We start from the raw sequence: 20,980 nt of genomic DNA on the forward strand, positions 1-20,980 counted from the left end.
CTTTGCATGCTTCATTTGAAGAAGAGAAGTGAATTAACCTTTTTCTTTTTGCTAAAAAATGTTTCAAAAACGCCTCCTCTGTGTTACTTTTTTCAACAATAGTCTTTGGCTATTCTCTTCAAAAAGTGCCTTGATGAGCCGGTTTTGATTTCATCTTCGGTCAAAAACTATAAATTTAAACCACTTCAGAATTAAAATAAATGTATCCAAAAAACCGAATTAAAACTATGGCATTAGAAGTCGGGCAAGCCGCCCCAGCCTTTGAAGGCGTGGACCAAAATGGAGAAGTCGTGAAATTAGAGGATTTTAAAGGCAAAAAACTGGTTTTGTTTTTCTATCCGAAGGATAATACTCCGGGATGTACTGCCGAAGCCTGTAACTTACGCGATAACTATACAAGTTTGCTAGAGAAAGGGTATGAAATCCTAGGGGTCAGTCCGGATGGTGAGCAATCTCACCAGAAGTTTATCGAAAAGCATAGTCTTCCCTTTCGGTTGATTGCCGATACGGACAAAAAAGTTCATGAATTGTTCGGGACCTGGGGAGAGAAAAATATGTACGGAAGAAAGTATATGGGGACTTTACGTACCACATTTATCATTGACGAGGAAGGAAAAATAGCAGAAATCTTTAAAAAAGTGAAAACCAAAGATCACACAAATCAGATCTTAGGGGTATAAAAAATTGGCAGCCAAATTATCTGTTTATCTCCAGATAGGGCTGCCAACTATCGTCTTTGACACCTGAAAAATGCTTCAGGAAGACGATAAAGGAGGGTTTGTAGGGTTGATAGGGCAAGGGCATATCTACTTCGTCCGGCAGGTAGTCCCCTTTTTTGGAGTTGCAACTTTTGCAAGCACTCACCAGGTTGTTCCAGGTAGTTTTTCCTCCCCGGGATTTCGGAATGACGTGGTCCAGTGTCAGGTCTTCATTGGAATTACAGTAAACACAACGATTCCCATCTCTTTTGAAAATATTTTGACGAGTCAGAATGACTCCCCGGTAGGGGATTTTTACATAATGTTGAAGCCGGATGACCGAGGGCATGTCAAAGGTCCGGTTCACACTATGAAGAAAGACATCATGAACCTTCCGGATGACTTCTGCCTTGCCCAAATACACCAACAAAAATGCTTTGTAGGCATTACAGATGGAAATGGCCCGGTAGTCTGCATTTAAGATTAATACTTTTCGTGTCATTGTAAGGGTGTTAAATTGTTTCCAACCTCCTTGCCGGCATTATACAAATCCGGCAACAAACTCCCTCTTCCGTTCTTTTATGTGTTTGGTATAACAAAAAACTGAAAATAATGGATTCCTTTCAAAGAATCAAAGAAGGCAGTTGAAGAAATTATTATACCTTTAAGTCATCAACCGGACCAAAAGTATGTTTCTTTGGATTAGACCCATGTAGAGGCCGTTTGTTCAAAAAATTACCGAGAAAAATTATTTTGAAATATGTATGATGTAGAACTTATTCAGGGAGACCTTACCACTATGGAAGTAGGGGCGATTGTGAATGCCGCCAATACTGCGTTATTGGCCGGAGGGGAGTACGGAGTCAACGGTGCCATCCATACTGCGGGCGGGCCGGACATAGCCGAAGCCTGTAAAAAGATACGCATTAAATTAGGAGGCTGTAAGACCGGAGAGGCCGTCATCACTACAGCCGGACTGTTAAAAGCCAAATACGTCATTCATGCGGTAGGGCCGGTGTGGAAAGGTGGTGAGAGCGGAGAAAAAGAACTATTGAAAAATTGCTATATCAATAGCTTAGCACTTGCGGATGAATACCAGTTAAAGTCGGTGGCCTTTCCCAATATCAGTACCGGGATCTATGGTTTTCCCAAAGAGTTGGCCGCAGGCATTGCCATAGACGGAATGTACTCCCAACTGGTAAAATGCCGCTATGTGAAAAAAGTGATTTTCGTTTGTCACAATCCGGAGAATTATGAGCTTTACAAAAAGTTGCTGGAAATAGAATAGTGACTACGGAAACCCTCACTATCGTTCTGGTAAGCCGGTGAAAATTGTCAATTCTCTTATTAATTGTATTATTGCCTTGAAAAAGCCTTTCCTACTACATATTGCCCAAGATTTATACGAACAACACGGCTCTCAAATCAGTCAGTTATATATTGTCTTGCCTTCGCGGAGGGCTTGTGTGTATTTTAAATATTTCCTTTCTAGAGTAGCCGAACAGCCTTTGTTTTCTCCCTTTGTGTACTCAATGGAGGATTTTGTGATGGAATTGAGCAACCTGGAAGTACAAGACCATGTGGAGTTACTGATTACTCTCTTTGAGACGTATAAGCAATTTGATAAGGATGAAAAACATACCTTCGATGCCTTTGTCCCTTTGGGTACTGCCATTCTCAGGGATTTCAATATGATCGATCGCAACCTTGACAAGGACAAAGTAGAAAAGCTGTTCGAATACCTTGAGGAAGTAAAAGCACTGGAGCGTTGGGGGATAGACCTGGGTGAGGAAAGTAATGAAAGTCATAACAGTTTGTTTGATTACCTGGCGTTTTGGCAACACTTGCATAAGACTTACGACTGCTTTAAGCAGCGTTTGCTTGAGCAGGGCCAGTGTTATGAAGGGATGGCTTTTCGCTGGGTATCCGAACATTTGGAAGAAAAAGTACAAGAGCTGGGGATTGAAACGGTGGTGTTTGCCGGGTTCAGTCAACTTTCCAAAGTAGAAGAGGAAATTATCAAGAAGCTCATCGCGATGAAACAGGCGGTGACCTATTGGGATGCGGACCGCTGGTATGTAGACAAATACGTACACGAAGCCGGTGAGTACTTCAGGCGATTTGACAATACCTGGCTCAAAGAACCCCGTTTGTATAAAGAAAATTATATCCATTCGGAGCGAAAACAAGTCGAAGTGATCAATGCCGGTGGGAAAGTGATCCAGGCTAAAATTGCCGGAAAGCTTTTGCAAAAACTGGTGCAAAAAGAAATTAGCCAAGACAAGGTGGAAAGCTTTGAAAATGCAGTGAGTCATACGGCTATTTTGCTTCCCGATGAGTCATTATTAGCCCCCTTGTTACATGCTTTGCCGGAGTTTGACGAACAGGGTTTGGACTTGTCCGGTTTGGTCAATATTACCATGGGAGTGTCTTTGGAGAAAACTCCGTTCTTCGATCTTTTAAAGCATCTTTTTCTTATGCAACAAAACATCCGGTTTGAGGCAAACGGTGCATGGAAGATCTATTATCAAGACCTCCTCCGCCTGTTAAGTCATCCGTACCTTCAAGTAGATGAAGATGCTCAACAGAAAAATTTCGAGTTGATTGCCTGGGTCAAACAGAATAATCTGGTGTTTCTCGAATATGAAGAGTTGATTGCACATGAGGCTTTTCACCCTTTGTTAGAGGTAGTTTTCCGCCCTTGGCGAGGAAAGGTGGCACAGGCCCTTGGTTACTTTATGACCTTGACGGGTAAACTCTCCACTTACTTTCAGGAAACCAAAGGGCCTGAAAATGAGTTTTTGTTTCAGTTTTTTACCAAGCTGGTCCGTTTACAAAATATTTTACCACAAATTAAAGGGCAACTTTCCATTCCAACTCTCAAGCATTTTTTATTTGAAATTATTCGTAATACCAAAGTGCCTTTTACCGGGGAGCCTATCGGACCTATTCAGGTAATGGGTATGTTGGAAAGCCGTACCTTGGATTTTGAAAATGTAATCGTCTTGTCTTGTAACGAAGGGACCTTGCCGCAAGGGAAATTACTGGATTCTATCATCCCTTTTGATGTAAGGCTTGAGATGGGTTTGCCAACCCATCAGGATAATGATGCGGCCTATGCCTATACGTTTTTCAGGTTGTTTCACCGGGCAAAAAAAATCTTTTTGGTGTATGGAGATCCCAACACCTTGGACAATGCCCGTGAAAAGAGCCGTTTTTTGGTTCAGTTGGAAAATGAGCTGCAAAGAAGTTCTAATATCCAGTTGAATTACCGGGATTTCGGTTTGCCCAATCCCTCCGGGGGAAATCAATTGTTGGTGATTGAAAAAACACCGCTAGTACTGCAAAAAGTACGGGCAAAGCTGACCTTTCAGAAGGGAGTCAGCCCCTCCGCGATCAATACCTATATTAAATGCCCGGTGGAGTTTTTCAGGCAAAGTGTCATGAAAATAGAGGATACCTTGGAAGTAGAGGAAAACCTGGAGCAAAAAAACTTCGGGACTTTGGTACATAATACGTTGGAGAAGCTATTGATGCCTTATGTATCGAAGTACCTGACAGGGGAGGATTTGAAAAACCTTTCGAAAAGTAAGGCCTATATACGGGAAGTGATGAAAGAGGTAATCGATGAAGCAATGGGCCGGATTGTGATGGACAGAGGTAAAAACTATCTTTTGTTCAAAGTGGCAGAGCGGCTGATCAACCGGTTTTTGCTTCAGCAAACCACCGAGCAAAACTCGTATTATATCGTATGTGTAGAGAAATTTTTGGATGCTCCCGTTCCTGTGAGTTTGCCGAAGGCCCCCCGGGTAGTGTTGAGAATTTCCGGAAAGGCCGACCGGATTGACATTGTGGGGAATACCTTACGGATTGTAGATTATAAAACCGGTGGGTTTATCGAGCATAAATTAAAGGCCAAAAATCTGGATGAATTGTTTTTAAATCCTGAAAAAGAAAAAATTGTTCAATTACTGATTTATAAATACTTGCTGATTAAAGCCCTGTTACGAGGGGATTTGAACAGCCAATTGCCGGAAGGGTTACGACCGGAAGAGTTGAAAGTAAGTTCCGGGTTTTATTTCTTCCGTCAGATCAATAGCGGATTTATTGAGTACCGCCTACAGGATGAACCGGAAGATCAACAGGAGTTTTTAGCATATGTGGAATCTTTTTTAAGAGTCTTTGTCAAGGATGCCATGGATGCCGGTAAGAGCTTTTCAGAAGAACCGTCTGATTTTCAACCGTATCTTTTGGGTAGTTAACAGGAGTCAGAAGGTTTTTTGGGCGGGTATGAATTATTCGCTATTCAATAGGAAAACAAAACCCTCCTCGCCAAACCGACTGAGTAGCCCGCTGCGAAACGCCAGTTCGCTTCAATCGTGAAGTATTCCTGATTCAAACAGCGTTTACACTCCAAAAGTCCCGGCCGGATTCGGAATAATCTTCTCTTGCGCACAACCAGAAAGCAAAAAAATCAAGTGGCTTTCATGCTACGGCCACTTGATTTTTATCGGTATATTGTTGATAGAAATGTATTTAGGGTATGCGCTTACTCAAAATATATACCTACAAATTCACCATTTTCGTCTCTTAGGTATACAGAAACATCGTTTTGATATTCTATATAGGCCTTTTGGTATAGTTTGTTAGCATCAGCCCAAGGTGATTTTGTAAACATTATGGTATTTTCATCAACTATGGAAATTTCTGAAGACGCTGTTCCTTGACCATTTGAAGCTTTCCATAAAAAGAAAATTTGCGATGCATTGAGGGTATTTAAATTGTCTCCATTCAACACATGTTGCTCCCAACTGTCAAGCACCATACACCTTACTCCCTCTTTTTCAGAAATCATGTTTTCCGGTATTGTAATGTAGGGCAATTTTAAATCTTTTAAATCGAAATATACATTATCCGAAACGTCAGAGCGATTTCCTAACGTTATTTTTACTTTGTACTTCCCTGCTTGTACATCTTCTACTTTGGGCATTCGTACTTTTATTTTATCTGCATAGCCATTATCGTTATATGCATAAACCTCGTCTATTTTAAGCGGATATTCTTTCGAGCCATCTTCAGACACCAAAAAGACTTTATTTTGGTCTTTATTTTTAGAAAGTCCTTCTCCTGAAATTACGTAATCATGTTTAAAACTGGCCTCTAGCGGAGTTGCAATCTCTTCTATTTTCAAAATAGGTTGTAAATAATCTATTTTTAAGGAATAGCTTCTTTCCGAACCATCTTCCGCTATTACTTTGTAAACGATATCCTGAGTAGGATCTATTGCTTCTTCTGAGGCCGGTTGAATTGTAGCATTTTCAGAGATTCTAATAGAGGGTGCTATTTTAGTAGGAATCTCTATGTTATAAGGCCAATTTATAATCAGCTCTGTTTCTGTTATCTCGGCATAAATAATTTCGTCTTCCAGGTTCACTGTAAATTCATTAATATTGCCGTATGGAAGCTCTCTAAGAATTTCATTTGTAGAACAAGAAGTGAAAATCCATAAAAGAATTAAACCGGCTGCTTTTATCTTTGAAAACAATTTCATCGTTTTTGTTTTTTAAATTGACAATTCATTAAACCTCTCCGTACATTTTAATTAATCTCACAGGTCTTTCTAGTGCAACCGATTTAGAGTAATTTTCTACTCTGATATGATACTCTCCTAGAGCCATGTTTTCAGGGAAATAAGCGTAAATGCCCGTTCTACTTGTGGATATATTTTTTAATTCGAATTCATTTCCCTGCGCATCAATAAAAAACACTTTTGTAACTTCGGTACCATTTACTCTTTTTATGATATCTCCTGAGCGAAACCATATGCTGTTTTCATATACTTGAGGCCCATCTCCCCAATCTACCTTCGCCGTTCTTGGGTATTCTTTCATAGGGTCTCCTTCATTGTACAGCTCATTCACTGAAATATCGGGTTGGTATGCCTTCATTTTCAATGAGTAATTAAACAGTTCTCCTTTATCATTTTTAAACGTGTAGATAAGTGGTTCTTTTTTGTTTAATAGATACTCCGTCACATCTTCAATTAGATCATTATGCGGGTTATCGATAAGTGTATACCCATCAAGTGCTTTAATATCCAGTTCCACGGCGGTTAAGCCTAGGTAATAGGGTAAAACCAAAACAATTTGTTTGTCAGTCTCACTTACAGTAGCTTCAAGCACTTCGGGTGTATTTACCACTTTAAAAGATGATATTTTCCTTTGGTAAGGATCCTCCGGAGTTATGTACTCCTCTTTGGTACATGATGTTGTAAGAATTCCGAGTGTAAGGAATAAGAATATAGCCTCTTTCATATTCTATGATTTATTTTAATTAGTAAAACCAGTTGTTCCGTTTTTTTGAATGGTATATTTGAAATTGATATACCCGGGTTTATGACTTCTATCCGGGTTTTCTGGGTTATTTTGGTAAATACTCTGCATAATGAGTTTCACATAGTTTCCTTTGTTAGTCTTTACTATAATACATCTTGGAAGCGCGTAAATAACATGATGCTTCTCAGGGCCTGCCTCAGGAAACAGAAGCCCTCCCATATCGTAAAAGCACCAACCGTCTTCTTGTGCGGACATAAATTGATTCAGTCCTATTTCAGACATTTGCACCATTTCATTCTCGGCAGGCACTTCTGATAAGTTATCAAATACTTTATCTGACAGGGCTCTTTCGGGCATTCGTTTAGGCATGATTTCAGTCTCATCAAAATAATCTGCTTCTACTTCAGGGTCTTTATACAAGAATATTTCTGAGGTTCCTGCTCCTTGGTATCCTGCTGAGTGCTTGTCGTGTTTATTATTGGGCTTTATGGAGGTATTAAAAGCCCCGGAGAGTTCTATATCCCATTGTGAGGTTTGAGCCAGCGCCTTGTCTACAATCTTATTTTCCTCAAGGTTATAGTAAATAGGATCTGCTATGTCTGAGTAGTCATCAGATCCGGCACCACTTATCAGATTGGTGACCACATGCGTTTCTAAGTGGCCTTTTGGCTTGACAATTTCCATGGACTCGTCATCTGAGCATGAACTAAAGGTGAGCATTTGTATAAGAATGAATCCTATCATACATCGTTTCATATAACTTATTTTTATTTGGTCTAAATAATAATTGCGAAATTATATCTTTGCACTCGATTAATGCGGACGGGTTATTTAAAAAAAAAGACGCAAAACAGTAATGACTTTAAACGGAGAGATAAATTCGCTTGGATGCGAGTTAAATAGGAGAATAGGTACAGATGTAGAATATACTGAAAGGCAGAGTATTAAAGTGACAACCGCTTCTGTAAGTACACAGTATGGGCAAGGGAATATCTATACGTTTACCACAGATGGCATACGATTGTATATATTAGATATTACACTTAAAAAATGTGTGGAAATAGCATTTACAGCTCAAATCAATTCTATACAAGCCACTTACATTGTAAAAGGATGCTATATCTTAAGGTCTGAATGTTCCGGGGAAGAAACCCTATATGAACCTTTCATGCAGTACCTACAAGTGATAAAGGAAGGGCATATGTCCATTAAATTCGGAAAACAGACCCCCTTCTATATGATACAGATCTCTTTTACGCAAGAATATTTGAAAAAGTACAATCCTGCTTTTTTGTACAATAATGCCGGAACCATTTTTAAAAGTAATATTTCGCAAGAGGGGATTTTGTCTGTTTTTGAGTTAGAAGCGGCTATTTTTAAGAAAAAATTATGCTTTCATTTATATGTGGAATATAAATGTGTTGCTTTACTATCAATTTTAATTGAAAGCTTAGCGAAAAGTGAATCGGTACATCAAGACCTGTATATAAAGAGTGCTTACGATATTAAAAAATATATTGATCAGAACTTGCATTTGAACCTTACCCTGGATGATTTAAATAAGAATACAGGAATTAGCAATTTTGTTTTAAATAAAGAATTCTCAAAGCTCACAGGAGATTCAGTAGCAAAATACATTAAATCGGCAAAAATGAATTTGGCAAAAGAACTCTTAATTAAAACGTCTTTGCCTATCTATGAAATCGCGGATAGAACAGGCTATAAAAATGCCACTCATTTTTCAGAGGCCTTTAAAAAACACTTTCATTATACTCCAAAATACTGTAGAGGGAAACAAATAAAATGAATTTCACAGTCGAGTTCCGTTATAGCCAATGGGGGCTGTGTAAGGCTTGGGATGAATACTTTTCTAATGATGGGAGGCGGCTAACTTCAAGTTCGAAAAGAATGAAAGGAGATTAAACTTCGTAAGCGATAGAAAAATGAAACTTGTTGAAACGCTTGTCGCATAGGTATTGCAGAAAAGTTAAAATGCTCTGACAGCCGACAAGCAAGTGTCTGTAATTATTTGCCCAAAAGAGTCTTTCTTTGACGTTGATATTTAGTTGGTTCCTTTGCTCTTTCTAAGCTTACCAAGAAACTCCTAACCTCGAATCTGCATGTTTCCAACTCCAATGTTTTATAAAAAAGAATCCCCCTTCTTTTTGAACCGCTAACAGGGGGCTATTATCCAAATGGTTTTTGGGAGTATCTTTTAAGAGAAATTAATGTCTTTTGCTTGCTTATTTTGCCATTTCACCAATACTCTGTAATTTGGATTGCTATGTGAAGCGGGCTGGGAAGTAGTTTGGCCGCCTTGAGGTAACCGGGGTTTACCACTGTCAAAAAGAAGTGAAGCCAAGCGTTGCTTTCATATCCATTCTTGCTCTAATTGCATTCGGTATGGCTGATCCTCCCAAGGATACTGTTTTGCTTCGGGTGGAGCTTGAACGCAAAAAATCAAGCCCTTTATCAATAAACCCTTAACCAATGGTACTATATCCGTTTGATATTTTCGGAGGATTGAGCAACTAAACAGTTGAGTAAAAGTTCGTAATCGAGATAAATTCTCGTTAAAATGTTATGCATGCATAACAAAATTTTATATATTGCTTACCCGAAATAGCCAACCATAAATTAACACTATTATGATAAACCTTGTACAACAAATTGCCTTTTTGGGATTGTTAGCCTTCGCGGCTTTCTTGCTGTTCAGGCGAATCCGGTTTATTCAGCGCAATATTTTATTGGGCAAAAAAACCGGAGCCGTGGAGCAAAAAGGTGAACGCATGAAAAGAACCTTGCTCTTAGCGTTCGGTCAGAAAAAAATGTTTGATAAACCCATTGTGGGCTTCTTGCATTTTGCCATTTATGCCGGTTTTATCATTATCAATATTGAAATCCTCGAAATCATTTTGGACGGAGTGCTGGGAACGCACCGTTTGTTTGCTCCTTTGGTGAGTGCCGGAGTTTACAGGGCTTTTTTAGGGATATTTGAATTCCTGGCTTTGGGCGTTGTCCTGTCTTGTGCGATATTTTTAATTCGGAGAAATGCCTTAAAGGTAGGGCGCTTTCACAAACCCGAAATGAAAGGCTGGCCCACTTCCGATGCGAATATCATTTTGATTTGGGAAATAGCGTTAATGTTTGCCTTGTACACGATGAACGCAGCCGACAGTATTTTGCAAAGTCGTATCGGCGATATGGCATATGTAGACGCCCATTATACGAATGTAGGTGCATTTGCCGTGAGTCAATGGTTTGTCCCTCTTTACGACAACCTGAGTACGGGAATGTTACTAACCGTTGAGCGGGTAGCCTGGTGGGTACATATTGCCGGTATCCTGGGTTTTGCCATCTATATTACCTATTCCAAACACTTGCATATCATTCTGGCATTTCCAAACGTATACTTTGGCGACTTACGACCTAAAGGAGAGATGGAAAATATGGAGACGGTCACTCAAGAAGTAAAAATAGCCATGGGATTGGCAGCCGATACTGCTGCCGAATCAGAAGAGATCGGCACTTTCGGAGCAAAAGATGTGACGGATCTGAGTTGGAAAAATTTGATGGATGCCTATAGCTGTACGGAGTGTGGGCGTTGTACGGCTGTTTGCCCGGCTAATATTACCGGAAAGAAACTATCTCCCCGGAAGATTATGATGGATACCCGCGATCGTATGGAAGCACTGGGAGGTAAAATTGATAAAGAGGGCAAAGAGTATACGGATGAGGATACTTTGTATGGTAATTATATTACCAAAGAAGAGTTGATGGCCTGTACCACCTGTAACGCTTGTGTGGAGGCGTGCCCGGTAACGATTAATCCTTTGAGCATCATATTGCAATTGAGACGCTATGTAGCCATGGAGGAATCCGGAACTCCTGCGGCCTGGAACGCAATGTTCTCCAATATAGAAAACAATGCAGCTCCTTGGGCTTTTCCTGCTACCGAACGCTTTAAATGGGCGGATGAATTACAACGGGAAGAGGAACCAAAAGAGAATAGTGAGACCGGGCATAATTAATCGTATAGAGGAGTACCTTTTTCAAATTTGAAAGGGAAAGGTCCCGCTTCAGTACAACCAATTAATCACCAAAAAATAACACAGACAATGAGCGCTATAAAAATAAAAACCATGGCCGAAATGGCCGCGGCAGGCGAACAGCCGGAAGTATTGTTTTGGGTAGGATGTGCCGGATCATTTGACGACCGCTATAAAAGAGTGACCGCAGCATTTGTAAAAATTCTAACCAAGGCGGGAGTGAGTTTTGCGGTATTGGGTCAGGAAGAAAGCTGTACGGGAGATCCGGCCCGGAGAGCAGGAAATGAGTTTTTGTTTCAAATGCAGGCAATGGCCAATGTGGAAGTGCTCAATGCTTACCAAGTAAAAAAAATCGTAACGGCTTGTCCACATTGTTTTAATACATTGAAAAATGAGTACCCCGCCCTGGGAGGAAATTATGAGGTGATTCACCACTCTACTTTTTTACAACAACTGATGGATTCCGGCAAGGTGAAAGTTTCGGATGATCATGAATTGAAATCGAAAAAGATAACTTATCACGACTCGTGTTATCTGGGAAGGGCCAACGATATTTATGAAGCCCCCCGGGAGGTGGTAAAGGCTTTAAAGGCTGACCTGGTGGAGATGAAACGCTGCCGGAAGAGTGGGTTCTGTTGTGGAGCCGGAGGAGCACAAATGTTTAAAGATGCCGAAAAAGGAAACAAAGAAGTGAACATTGAACGTACGGAAGAAGCTTTGGAAACCGGGGCTCAAGTGGTGGCTTCCGCCTGCCCGTTTTGTATGACCATGTTGCATGATGGGGTGAAGAATAAAGAAAAAGAGAAAGAAGTTAAGGTCTTGGATATTGCCGAGTTGGTAGCGATCTCTCAAGTTGATTGATATATTTTCCTTGAAGCATTTACTATCTTTGCAAGTAAATTCATCATTACAACCAAACGCAATAACCAACCATGTTAGCTAATATAGAAGATCTGTCAGGCCAATCCAGAGTATGGATATATCAAAGTAGCCGGCAATTGAATGAGGAAGAAGTCCAAACGGTTCAATCCACTATTGAAAGTTTTATTCAAGCTTGGGATGCCCATGGCGCACCGTTGAAAGGGGCGGTTCAAGTGCAATACCAACAGTTTATCGTTTTGGCAGTAGACGAAGCCTATAATGCCGCATCCGGTTGCTCTATCGATAAATCGGTGGCGGTCATCAGAGATTTGGAACAACGCTTACAAATCAGCTTGTTGGACCGTTCGCAAGTTGCCTTTTTAAATGAGCAAGAGGAAGTGTTTGTATTGCACTTCTCCAAATTAAAAGAAGCTGTTACTCAGGGAGTGATCAACGAAGAATCATTATTGTTGAATAATAGCGATCAGAGCCTGGAGACTTTCCGTCAAGGCTGGAAAGTAAAAGCAGGTGAGAGTTGGTTGTCCCGTTATTTTAAAAAGGCCTCCGTCTGATAAGAAATGTTTATAAAAAAGAAAGGGAAGAAACCTAAAAGTTTCTTCCCTTTCTTTTTGAATGTCTCCGTCATGCTTTAATCCTGAAAGCGGACACTGATCAAACTCAGAAATTCTTTGGTTGCGTCTGCTTCAAAGTCCCAATTATTCGGACGAAGATAATTTTCTTTAATAATGGTAATGGCTTTGTGATAATCACCGCATTGGTCAATTCGCTCTAAAGCTATATTGAATTCTTCACTGTTTCCATTAAACAATTCATTTTGGAATTTGAATCGTTGATTAAGGGAGATGATGTCCTTGATGGACTGGGTCTGTTGATTGCCAAGTTTAGCCAATAAAGGCGAATGGGTGGATGCTTCCTCTTCCTCCTCTTCGTGGGCAAACAGTTTTTGATTGTCCGGGGTAGTAGAAGGGGAGTCTTTTTGGTGCAACTGGTCCAATACGGTAGATTGCTCAGTACCGGAATAGTCATTTCCCTGAGGAGAATCCTCTTCGGGAATATCACCGGGTTTGAGGTTATGACGGGTTTCTTTTCTTAAAGAACCTTCGTATTCAATCGAATATAAATCCGGGCTATTGGAGGTTTCTTCTTCTTTTGGAGCCGCGCTTTTTTGAGGGATAGCCTCTTCTTCCGGATCTTGGCCTTTTATTTCCGACTCTTTTCGAAAGCGGTTAGAGGTTTCATAGATTTGGTCAAATTCCTTGTCGAGGTTGTCTTCCTCGTTTTGAAGGCGTTCCAGTTCGAAGAGTTTTTGCCTCTCCTCATTCTCTTTACTTACCATCTCATCCATGGTAAAATGGGGGACCTCATCAAAATCCAAGAAATTGCCTTCGGGCTCTTCTTCTTCCTGCTCTTGTATGTCTTTATAATCAGGCACGAGCTCGTAGATTCCCACCGGGAGCACTTCACTGAATTGTTGAATCAAATCATAAGGCTTTTCCAGTTGCTGCTGTTGCTCATCCACTACCATTGTGGCAATTTTTGCCGCCCGTTTGCGCTTAATGGATTCATCCAAGTCTCTGAATTTGGAAAATACGGCTTCGGTGACGGTCTCGTGTAATGCGATGTATTTGCGTAGCGGAAGTATATGTTTTGAGGTACTGATATTTTTAGGGTACTCCAAGAAGAGTTTCTCAAAGAAGTCCTGAGGGTAAAACTGCAACAACATGGTATCGGCTATGGCCTCTTGCAATAAGGGTTCAAAATGGATTCTTTTGATGCGGATATGTTGCGAAAGCTTACTCATCAACAAGTTAATGGTCTGCTTGACTTCCGGGGCGGTATAATCAAAGAAGGGGCTGTGTATTTTTTTAGCCTCTTTCAGCCATTCCTCAAAAATATTTTTTACAATAAAAAGGTTGACCTGTTTTATATGGGTCAGATTTACAATTTCTTTGCCGTGGATAAAAGGCTGGCTTTTGAAAAAATTGTCACAGATTATATTGGCAAATTTTTGAGCATACTGATGTATTGGAGATAAGTCCGGCCTTAATTCTTCCATAAGTAATTGATTTAATGATGAGTATGAGTTACCTGATCGTAAAAAATCTCAAGCACTTGGTTTTATCATTTAAAGATAAATCAGAAACCTTATTAAAAAAAATACAGGAACACAATATTGATTGGATGCATGCCTGCGGGGCAAAAGGGCGCTGTACATCTTGCCGGGTAGAAGTGGTAAAAGGAGGAGAAGTACTGTCCGAACTGACTCAATCAGAGCAAAGAATGAGGGATTTAGGCCGCTTGAAAGCCCATGAACGCCTGACTTGCCAGGCCACCTTCCGAGAAGAAGGGGAAGTGGAAGTGCGTATTCCCAAGATGTGTCAGTTTAAACATATGGAATATGGGGAAGAATAGCGCAAGAGATAATTTGTTAAATTTTTAAACAAAATAATGTTAAAAATATTGACTTTGATAAAAGGGTGTCTTAATTTTGTTATGAATTAAACGGGGTAAAGTTTTTCATTAAGAATTAATAAGCAAGCGGTTATGAAACAGTATAAATTCACTCTTCCGGTTAAAGTCAAAGGCTCTTCTGTCCAATTGGGGTACAGCGGGCGAAACTTCTACTTCGGGTATCAAGGCAAGGTAATCGTATTTGTGCTGAACAAGCGCCTCATGATTATAGTCAGTGTATTGCTCGGAGTAATTGTTCTTCAAAGTTTTTTCTATCCTCAGCCTACTAGCAATACCACTCATATTACAGAGAATTCTTATGTAAATGAGATGGAGGATCCTTATAAAGACGATGTTGTGGGCTTTGCCCTGGATCATATGGATGAATTGGATAACTTTCTCAAAACGGTAAATACGGCTAATACCCGGGAAAGATTTACCGTACAAAAGCAATTGCTCGTATCTAAATACCTGATCAAAAACAAAGCTTCTCGCCTGGATCAACTGGATGACCAGACCTTATTGGAGTTGAATAAAAAAATAAGCAGTTTATTTGTCGAAACAGTTTTTCAAACTATTAAAGTCGAAAAGCATGTCTTTAAGTATTTTACGGATACAGTCGATCTGAAAAAGTTTGAAACGGCCTTGATGGAACAGATTAAATACAATGTACCGGCCTCTATCAAGCTTGCCCAGTCGGCCTTGGAGACGGCCTATGGACGGAAAGTTGTCAATAACAATTACTTTGGCATCAAGGATAAAACCCGCAAAACACAGAAGAAAATTACTACTGAGTACTATACTTGGAATGAATATCAACGGAATAAAAGCAAGGTAGTCGCTAAAAAGAAAATCTATAAAGATGGCAAGCTCTTGTATAAATGCCTGATTAAAGACCACTTTGCAAGTTATGGTACGCCTTGGGAGTCGTTTAGAGCACATTCCGTCTTTCTGAATACGAATAACCGGTACTCTCCGCTCTTTGTCAACGGAAGAAATTATAAAGCCTGGGCTGACAAAATCGGTTCAACGAAATACGGAGGGGTAGGATATGCCACTTCGCCTATCTATGGGCAATTGCTTAAAAAAATTATCCAACGGTATCACCTGGACTTACTGGATTATTAAAAGCTGGGAAACAACATCGTTAGGTAAGCTACCTTTGATGAAGAAGATTTTCAATAGTGTCCAATGGTATTCTTATTAAAAATACCGCTTTAACAATCAAACTATCTATCTTTAGACGAGTGGCTGTTTGGCTACTCGTCTTTTTATTTTATGTGCGAGGATAGGGAGGAAGTTGTGGAATGCCCTCGAATTTGTTATTGAGATAGTCCACTTTGAAAAAGAAATGCTGTAATCCGTTGGTAATTGCAACAAAGGAAGCTTGTTGTACGCTGTTGTAGACCAGGGCTTGTTGTAAGGTATCCCGGGTGAGTTTCACATTGGGGGCTTTGCATTCCACCAAGAAAAAGGGAAGGCCGGAAGAGTCATATACCAAAATATCACTTCGCTTATTGAGCTTGTTATAAGTAAGGGCCGACTCTACACTGATCAGCGCTTTGGGGTAGTTGGCGCTTAGCAGAAAGTGAATGAAATGCTGACGGACCCATTCTTCGGGAGTGAGCCGTACGTATTTTTTTCGGATAATATCCTGAATAAAGAGTTTGTTTTCTCTTTTTTGAACTTTATAATCGTATGTAGGGAGGTTGAGTTGGAGCACTTTGAATGAGTAAATGATTTGGGTGTTTCTTGTACAAAGGTCAAATCTAGTTGTTTTTCGTCATAAGTTTATTGAGTTACCTTGAATTGTCAATATCATATCGTTCCGGAAGGGAAAAATGAAAGCCACTATCTCTATATGGATAAAGATAGTACAAAGGCTTCCAATGGGTATTACTACCATTATTCCTATCAATACCCTTGGATCAGGACCTGGGAAAATACCTTGGCAACCTGTCATTTTAATGAGAAAAGCTGGATTTCTTTGTCTGATAACCTATTGAAGATCTCGCAGCCTCAATCTTTTAGGGTATTAAGAAAAACCCAAATCAAAGCTTTGCACTTGAGTTTTAAAAGGTTGTTTTTGCCTTTGGTCATCGGAGGGATTACCGCACCATTAGCCTTGGTGGCTTTGTATAGTAATATCCTGGTAGCCTGGACAGCCCTTAGCATTGTTTTATTGGGCAGCTTCTTGTTTTATTACGGTTTGCGTGGCGTGTATCAATTGAAAGTGGAATTATACGGATCAGAGCTGAATGTTTTTTTGGATGAAAAAAGCCAGGAAATGGAAGAGTTTGTCAAAATGACCAACCGGATTCTGCAAATGCAGTAGCGTAATAATAAAAATTGAACTTTTTTTATTATTTACTGTTGCTTGTAACTCCTTGAAATTGATTTGGTTGTTGTGTTTTCTGGGAGTGGATGGTGTATAGGGTAGAAATTTTTTTTAAAAGATGTTTTGCAGATTGAAAAAACTATTCTACTTTTGCTCACGCAAATAAGGAAACGGATTAGCTGAATAAGCAAAATCATTAATCCAATGTCCCATGGTGTAACTGGCAACACGTCTGATTTTGGTTCAGAAGAGTCTAGGTTCGAGCCCTAGTGGGACAACAAAAAGTCGAAGTTGAAATTTTCAACTTCGACTTTTTTTATGCTCTGACAAACTGTTAAGCTGATAGATAGCGCGCGAGAATACATTTACCCGAATAGTTCGATGGTAAATTTTACTTTAAATATAGCGGTGGATTTTCTTTATGAGCCAGTTAATACAGGCCGGATAAAGCAGGGGTTATGCTCTTGCTTGAAAGGTTGATTTTTTGATATCAAATCAAAAATATGAAACCCAATGAGTCGGATTAACCTACCGGAACCACCTGTCCCCTCTCATTTTACGATATTGTGAAGGTGTCAGTAAAGTATGACTTTTAAATAGTCTTGAAAAATGAGCCAAGCTTTTGAACCCCGATTCTTCAATGATGTTTTTTATTGGTTTATCAGTTGTTAACAGAAGAAGCTTTGCCTTTTCTAAACGCTTAAAAATGATAAAGTCTCCGGGGGAATAGCCCACTATTTTCTTAAATATCCTCGAAAAATGATCCGGTGACAAATGAATCATTTTAGCCAAATTATGTACTAGAATCGGTTCCGATAAATGGTTTTGTATATACAATAATACCGGGTTGAGATTGTACCTCATAAGATCATAGTAATTAGCGTTTACCCTAGGCTTAATAAACTTACACAATAATTGCTCAACAATAGCTCTGGATTCGAATATATGAGAAAGAGTTTGATTCTTATTTGGTTTGCTGAGCCATTCTTTTGTCTGGTAGATTTTAGGGTCTATACTGGGCAATTGTAGGTTTGGGTTTAATTCTAACAGCCTTTCACACAGGCTCCAATCAAGCTTGCTGGCCTTTAATTGGCGAATTGTATTAAAAAGGCTGTAAACGTTAAGCCCACTCATTAGCTCTGCTCTGAAATGAATATAATAATGCTCTAGGTTCTTGTTAAAAAAATACGAACAGGAAGTAAAACTCGGAATCAAATACAGGTGGCCGGGGGCAAGTATGATTTTCTCATCGGCAATTTGAACCCAGCCATCACCTTGGGTAATTAAGTAAATTCTTGAAATGGGGCTTATCAAAGTTTGACAACTATAGTCATTGTCAAACTTTGATAAGCCTATATTTTTTACTTCTACTTTTATGATGTGGTCTGATAGGGCTGGGTTCATGTTACTAGTAATCTTGATATTTTTGTTTTACACAAAGAACTTTTTTAAAAATCGTTGCGGAGAGGCTCTTCTGCTCCTTTAGTAGCGAAAATTTCGAATTCTTAGGTAATTTATTTTGATGGTCCGGCCACCGGAGTGCCGGCCACCGGAGTGCCGGCCACCGGAATACCGGCCACTCAAAATGATGAACTGAGGTTCCTGAAATGAGAGTTTTTTAGTCCAAAAGGTGAAATTTAAATATGTTCTTAAAGATACGCTACGATAGAAAACTAGTCCCAATCCCGCTTTTATTTTTTTAACTAAACCTACGGGATCAGGCCATTTCAGAAATTATCATGTCGTTATTCATCAAATATTTGCATCGATTGCTCAAATATTTTGAGGGGATTCTCAATACTTTTGATCCTCAGTAAATGAAATATTTTCTGCTACGCAATTAGTAATTCTCAATTGATAATTTCATGAAAAGATTAATACTGCTTGTTTTCGTTTTAATGAGTATAATTCACTTATCACAAGCCCAGTTAAGTGGTGGCGGTGACTTAAATCCCGACTTGAAAGCCCCAAAGGAAGCACAGGAAAGATGGATGGACCGGAGGGTAGGGCTGAGCGTTCATTGGGGGCCTTCGGCATTGGGAGCCGAAGAGATCAGCTGGTCGCGTGATTCCAGAATTAAGAAAGAATTCTATGATAACTTTTACAAACAATTCAATCCTGTAAAGTTTGACGCCAATGAATGGGTATGGCTGATGAAGCGATGGGGCATCAAATATATGTCTCCAACCGGAAAACATCATGATGGCTTCTGTTTGTGGTATTCTGATTATACCCCTTATGATATGGAAAATGCCAAACGAAAGATTGATATCATGGCCGAATTGAGCAAGGCCTGTAAGAAAAACGATATCATGTTTGGTAGCTATTATTCCAACCTGGACTGGTATCACCCTGATTGGGCACCTTACCAATACGGAGGGCCGGGTCCCTTGATCGAAAAACAAAAGGATAGTCCCAACTTGGAGAGGTACTACCGGTTTATGGAAAACCAGGTGATCGAGCTGATTGAAAAATATGGAGTGGAATTCATTCAGTTTGATGGAGAATGGGACGATACCTATACCCACGAAGTAGGGTCGAGATTGTACAGGCGTTTTCATGAGGTAAAGCCGGATGTATTACTAAGCTCAAGAATAGACATAGGAAGAAGAAGTGAAGGCAGTGGCAATCATCTGTACATGGATGGACAGAAATATGCAGGCGATTATCAGGAGAGAGAACGCCTTGTAAACCATGGGAACAATATCACTTCATGGCTTGACCACCCGTGGCAGGCGTGGGTCACCATAGATAAGACCCAATGGGGCTACAATCATGATCCTGTGCTGATGACGGGTGATGAATTGATTCTTGATATGGTAAGTGTAGTAGGTAATAACGGTAACTACATGATCAACTTGGGACCCAGGCCTGACGGAAGCTTCGAAGCGGAACAGATCGCTCTAATGGATGAATTGGGACTTTGGCTCAATAAACATCAAAAGGCTATTTACGGCACCCGCGGAGGGCCATTCTATCCCTTCAAGCATGGAGTAAGTACAAGAAAAGGTAAAAAAGCTTGGTTAATGATTACTGATCAAAATGTGGACAAATTATACCTTCCGAAACTCCAGCAACAAATTGTAAATGCACGGGTTTTCGGAACTGATAACAAGGTAGCCTTTTCGGTTCATCAAGATTTACTCTCATTTGAATTGACCGGTATTCAATATGAAGGTCCTGTTACTGTGATTGAGCTGGAGTTTGATGAAGAAGTAGAAATGGGGCCTAAGATGAAAAAAGAACTAAATATTTTTGAAGTTTCAGGCCTGAGGAGGCTTTTTGAAGGCATTTCTTACAACACAAGTTCTAATAATCAGAAATGGCATTTTGCAAAAGACGAGCCAAAGCTCTTTTTAGAAATTAATGAGGAGGACTATGCCTTTCACACCCAAGAAGAAATAAATCCATATGTCATATTTGACTTGAGTCAGGAGGAGGAAGTTCATGGTCTGATGGTTAAAAATCGTAAGGCTTGTTGTCAGGACCGGGCTAAAAACCTATCTCTCTGGACATCAAATGATGGAAAACAATGGACCAAGCAATGGCAAGCTAAAGAAGCCAAAGAGGAATGGAGTATCGTCCTCACCACGAAAAGTATGGGGGCGGAAGTTCCTGGGGTAAAAACCCGGTACATAAAACTAGGCTTGTCAGGAGAAGGTACACAAATTTTACATTTGAATAAGGTAAGCATATATGCTAAGTAGAAATTATATGAATGGGTTTAGGTTTAGAGTATGTTTAAAGTTCGTTGTGGGGGGCCATCGGGGGGGGCGGTCATTCAAAATGATACGCGGGGGTTCCTGAAATGGAAACTCTTAGCTCAATAGATGAAATTTCAACATGCTCTTATTTCTGGGTTCTTAGAAATACTCTTTCAATCCCCTCTCAATATTTCTTTTGTTGGCTTACTTCCTGAAAGTTTACTCTCCTCACCAGAGAAGTTAATCGTTGAGTCAATTTTGACTTCTATAAGTCAAGGAGCTTTGCAAAGCTACGTATATATTTGTGATAGGGATTGTAATTGATATAAGTACAAAAACATTCAAAGCTCTTCTCAGTTTGGGAAGAGTTTTTTTGCATATATAGGCAGCTATAAGCGTAACCTGTTTGTGCTTAGCCTTTGTTACAAACTTGAATGAAGAAATTCTGTAAAGCAGTTGATGTTATTTTTGTTTAAAAAAATAACTTAAAAATGTTAATTTAATTGACAATGTTAAGATTATT

Annotated in this window: 18 protein-coding genes and 1 tRNA gene; 12 read left to right on the top strand and 7 right to left on the bottom strand. The window is 39.8% G+C overall.

What is annotated here, in order from left to right; genetic code table 11:
• Positions 1 to 227: 227 nt before the first annotated feature.
• The gene (bcp, locus tag AAG747_RS03050) at positions 228 to 680 is read left to right on the top strand and encodes a thioredoxin-dependent thiol peroxidase (RefSeq protein ID WP_346819651.1); all 453 of its coding nucleotides are present in this window, start codon (positions 228 to 230) and stop codon (positions 678 to 680) included.
• A 16-nt stretch (positions 681 to 696) separates the two neighbouring features.
• On the opposite strand, the gene AAG747_RS03055 is transcribed toward bcp, so the two are convergent.
• Complete coding sequence (locus AAG747_RS03055) at positions 697 to 1,200, bottom strand: HNH endonuclease (protein ID WP_346819652.1); 504 nt, start codon at positions 1,198 to 1,200, stop codon at positions 697 to 699.
• Between the two features lie 258 nt (positions 1,201 to 1,458).
• On the opposite strand from AAG747_RS03055, the gene AAG747_RS03060 reads away from it, so the two are divergent.
• Both AAG747_RS03060 and AAG747_RS03065 read left to right on the top strand, forming a co-directional pair.
• Positions 1,459 to 1,986, top strand: coding sequence for an O-acetyl-ADP-ribose deacetylase (locus AAG747_RS03060; protein WP_346819653.1), 528 nt, complete (start codon positions 1,459 to 1,461; stop codon positions 1,984 to 1,986).
• A gap of 76 nt (positions 1,987 to 2,062) precedes the next feature.
• Entirely contained in the window at positions 2,063 to 4,960 is a 2,898-nt protein-coding gene (locus AAG747_RS03065; protein ID WP_346819654.1) for a PD-(D/E)XK nuclease family protein, read from the top strand.
• 287 nt (positions 4,961 to 5,247) lie between these two features.
• On the opposite strand, the gene AAG747_RS03070 is transcribed toward AAG747_RS03065, so the two are convergent.
• Genes AAG747_RS03070 through AAG747_RS03080 form a run of 3 tightly spaced genes read right to left on the bottom strand, consistent with a single transcriptional unit; the run spans position 5,248 to position 7,789 of the window.
• Positions 5,248 to 6,249, bottom strand: coding sequence for a hypothetical protein (locus AAG747_RS03070; RefSeq protein ID WP_346819655.1), 1,002 nt, complete (start codon positions 6,247 to 6,249; stop codon positions 5,248 to 5,250).
• A gap of 28 nt (positions 6,250 to 6,277) precedes the next feature.
• The gene (locus AAG747_RS03075) at positions 6,278 to 7,012 is read right to left on the bottom strand and encodes a hypothetical protein (RefSeq protein ID WP_346819656.1); all 735 of its coding nucleotides are present in this window, start codon (positions 7,010 to 7,012) and stop codon (positions 6,278 to 6,280) included.
• Positions 7,013 to 7,027: 15 nt separating this feature from the next.
• On the bottom strand, positions 7,028 to 7,789 hold the full coding sequence (locus AAG747_RS03080; RefSeq protein ID WP_346819657.1) for an HmuY family protein: 762 nt from the start codon (positions 7,787 to 7,789) through the stop codon (positions 7,028 to 7,030).
• Between the two features lie 100 nt (positions 7,790 to 7,889).
• Between AAG747_RS03080 and AAG747_RS03085 the strand changes: the two genes are divergently transcribed.
• The 4 genes from AAG747_RS03085 (at position 7,890) to AAG747_RS03100 (ending at position 12,515) form a co-directional block, all read left to right on the top strand.
• A complete protein-coding gene (locus AAG747_RS03085) occupies positions 7,890 to 8,840 on the top strand; it encodes a helix-turn-helix domain-containing protein (RefSeq protein WP_346819658.1) in 951 nt (316 codons plus the stop codon).
• 844 nt (positions 8,841 to 9,684) lie between these two features.
• Positions 9,685 to 11,064: a 4Fe-4S dicluster domain-containing protein gene (locus tag AAG747_RS03090; protein ID WP_346819741.1), complete on the top strand. Its 1,380-nt coding sequence runs from the start codon at positions 9,685 to 9,687 to the stop codon at positions 11,062 to 11,064.
• 87 nt (positions 11,065 to 11,151) lie between these two features.
• Positions 11,152 to 11,943, top strand: a complete 792-nt coding sequence (locus tag AAG747_RS03095; protein ID WP_346819659.1) for a (Fe-S)-binding protein — start codon at positions 11,152 to 11,154, stop codon at positions 11,941 to 11,943.
• A gap of 71 nt (positions 11,944 to 12,014) precedes the next feature.
• Complete coding sequence (locus AAG747_RS03100; protein ID WP_346819660.1) at positions 12,015 to 12,515, top strand: hypothetical protein; 501 nt, start codon at positions 12,015 to 12,017, stop codon at positions 12,513 to 12,515.
• 77 nt (positions 12,516 to 12,592) lie between these two features.
• On the opposite strand, the gene AAG747_RS03105 is transcribed toward AAG747_RS03100, so the two are convergent.
• Positions 12,593 to 14,020: a hypothetical protein gene (locus AAG747_RS03105; protein WP_346819661.1), complete on the bottom strand. Its 1,428-nt coding sequence runs from the start codon at positions 14,018 to 14,020 to the stop codon at positions 12,593 to 12,595.
• A 23-nt stretch (positions 14,021 to 14,043) separates the two neighbouring features.
• Here AAG747_RS03105 and AAG747_RS03110 point away from each other — a divergent pair, with 23 nt between their 5' ends.
• Entirely contained in the window at positions 14,044 to 14,376 is a 333-nt protein-coding gene (locus AAG747_RS03110) for a 2Fe-2S iron-sulfur cluster-binding protein (protein ID WP_346819662.1), read from the top strand.
• 132 nt (positions 14,377 to 14,508) lie between these two features.
• Positions 14,509 to 15,543, top strand: a complete 1,035-nt coding sequence (locus tag AAG747_RS03115; protein WP_346819663.1) for a glycoside hydrolase family 73 protein — start codon at positions 14,509 to 14,511, stop codon at positions 15,541 to 15,543.
• A gap of 148 nt (positions 15,544 to 15,691) precedes the next feature.
• Here AAG747_RS03115 and AAG747_RS03120 read toward each other — a convergent pair whose 3' ends face one another.
• Positions 15,692 to 16,138, bottom strand: coding sequence for a type I restriction enzyme HsdR N-terminal domain-containing protein (locus AAG747_RS03120; RefSeq protein WP_346819664.1), 447 nt, complete (start codon positions 16,136 to 16,138; stop codon positions 15,692 to 15,694).
• A 138-nt stretch (positions 16,139 to 16,276) separates the two neighbouring features.
• Between AAG747_RS03120 and AAG747_RS03125 the strand changes: the two genes are divergently transcribed.
• Positions 16,277 to 16,750 (top strand): hypothetical protein, encoded by a 474-nt coding sequence (locus AAG747_RS03125; protein ID WP_346819665.1) that lies wholly within the window; start codon positions 16,277 to 16,279, stop codon positions 16,748 to 16,750.
• A 208-nt stretch (positions 16,751 to 16,958) separates the two neighbouring features.
• Positions 16,959 to 17,031 (top strand) — tRNA-Gln (locus AAG747_RS03130).
• Positions 17,032 to 17,281: 250 nt separating this feature from the next.
• Here the strand turns inward: AAG747_RS03130 and AAG747_RS03135 are convergent.
• Positions 17,282 to 18,157, bottom strand: a complete 876-nt coding sequence (locus tag AAG747_RS03135; RefSeq protein ID WP_346819666.1) for a helix-turn-helix domain-containing protein — start codon at positions 18,155 to 18,157, stop codon at positions 17,282 to 17,284.
• A 461-nt stretch (positions 18,158 to 18,618) separates the two neighbouring features.
• Between AAG747_RS03135 and AAG747_RS03140 the strand changes: the two genes are divergently transcribed.
• Positions 18,619 to 20,460: an alpha-L-fucosidase gene (locus AAG747_RS03140; protein ID WP_346819667.1), complete on the top strand. Its 1,842-nt coding sequence runs from the start codon at positions 18,619 to 18,621 to the stop codon at positions 20,458 to 20,460.
• Positions 20,461 to 20,980: the final 520 nt, after the last annotated feature.

Source organism: Rapidithrix thailandica (assembly GCF_039710355.1).
Lineage (GTDB): Bacteria > Bacteroidota > Bacteroidia > Cytophagales > Flammeovirgaceae > Rapidithrix > Rapidithrix thailandica.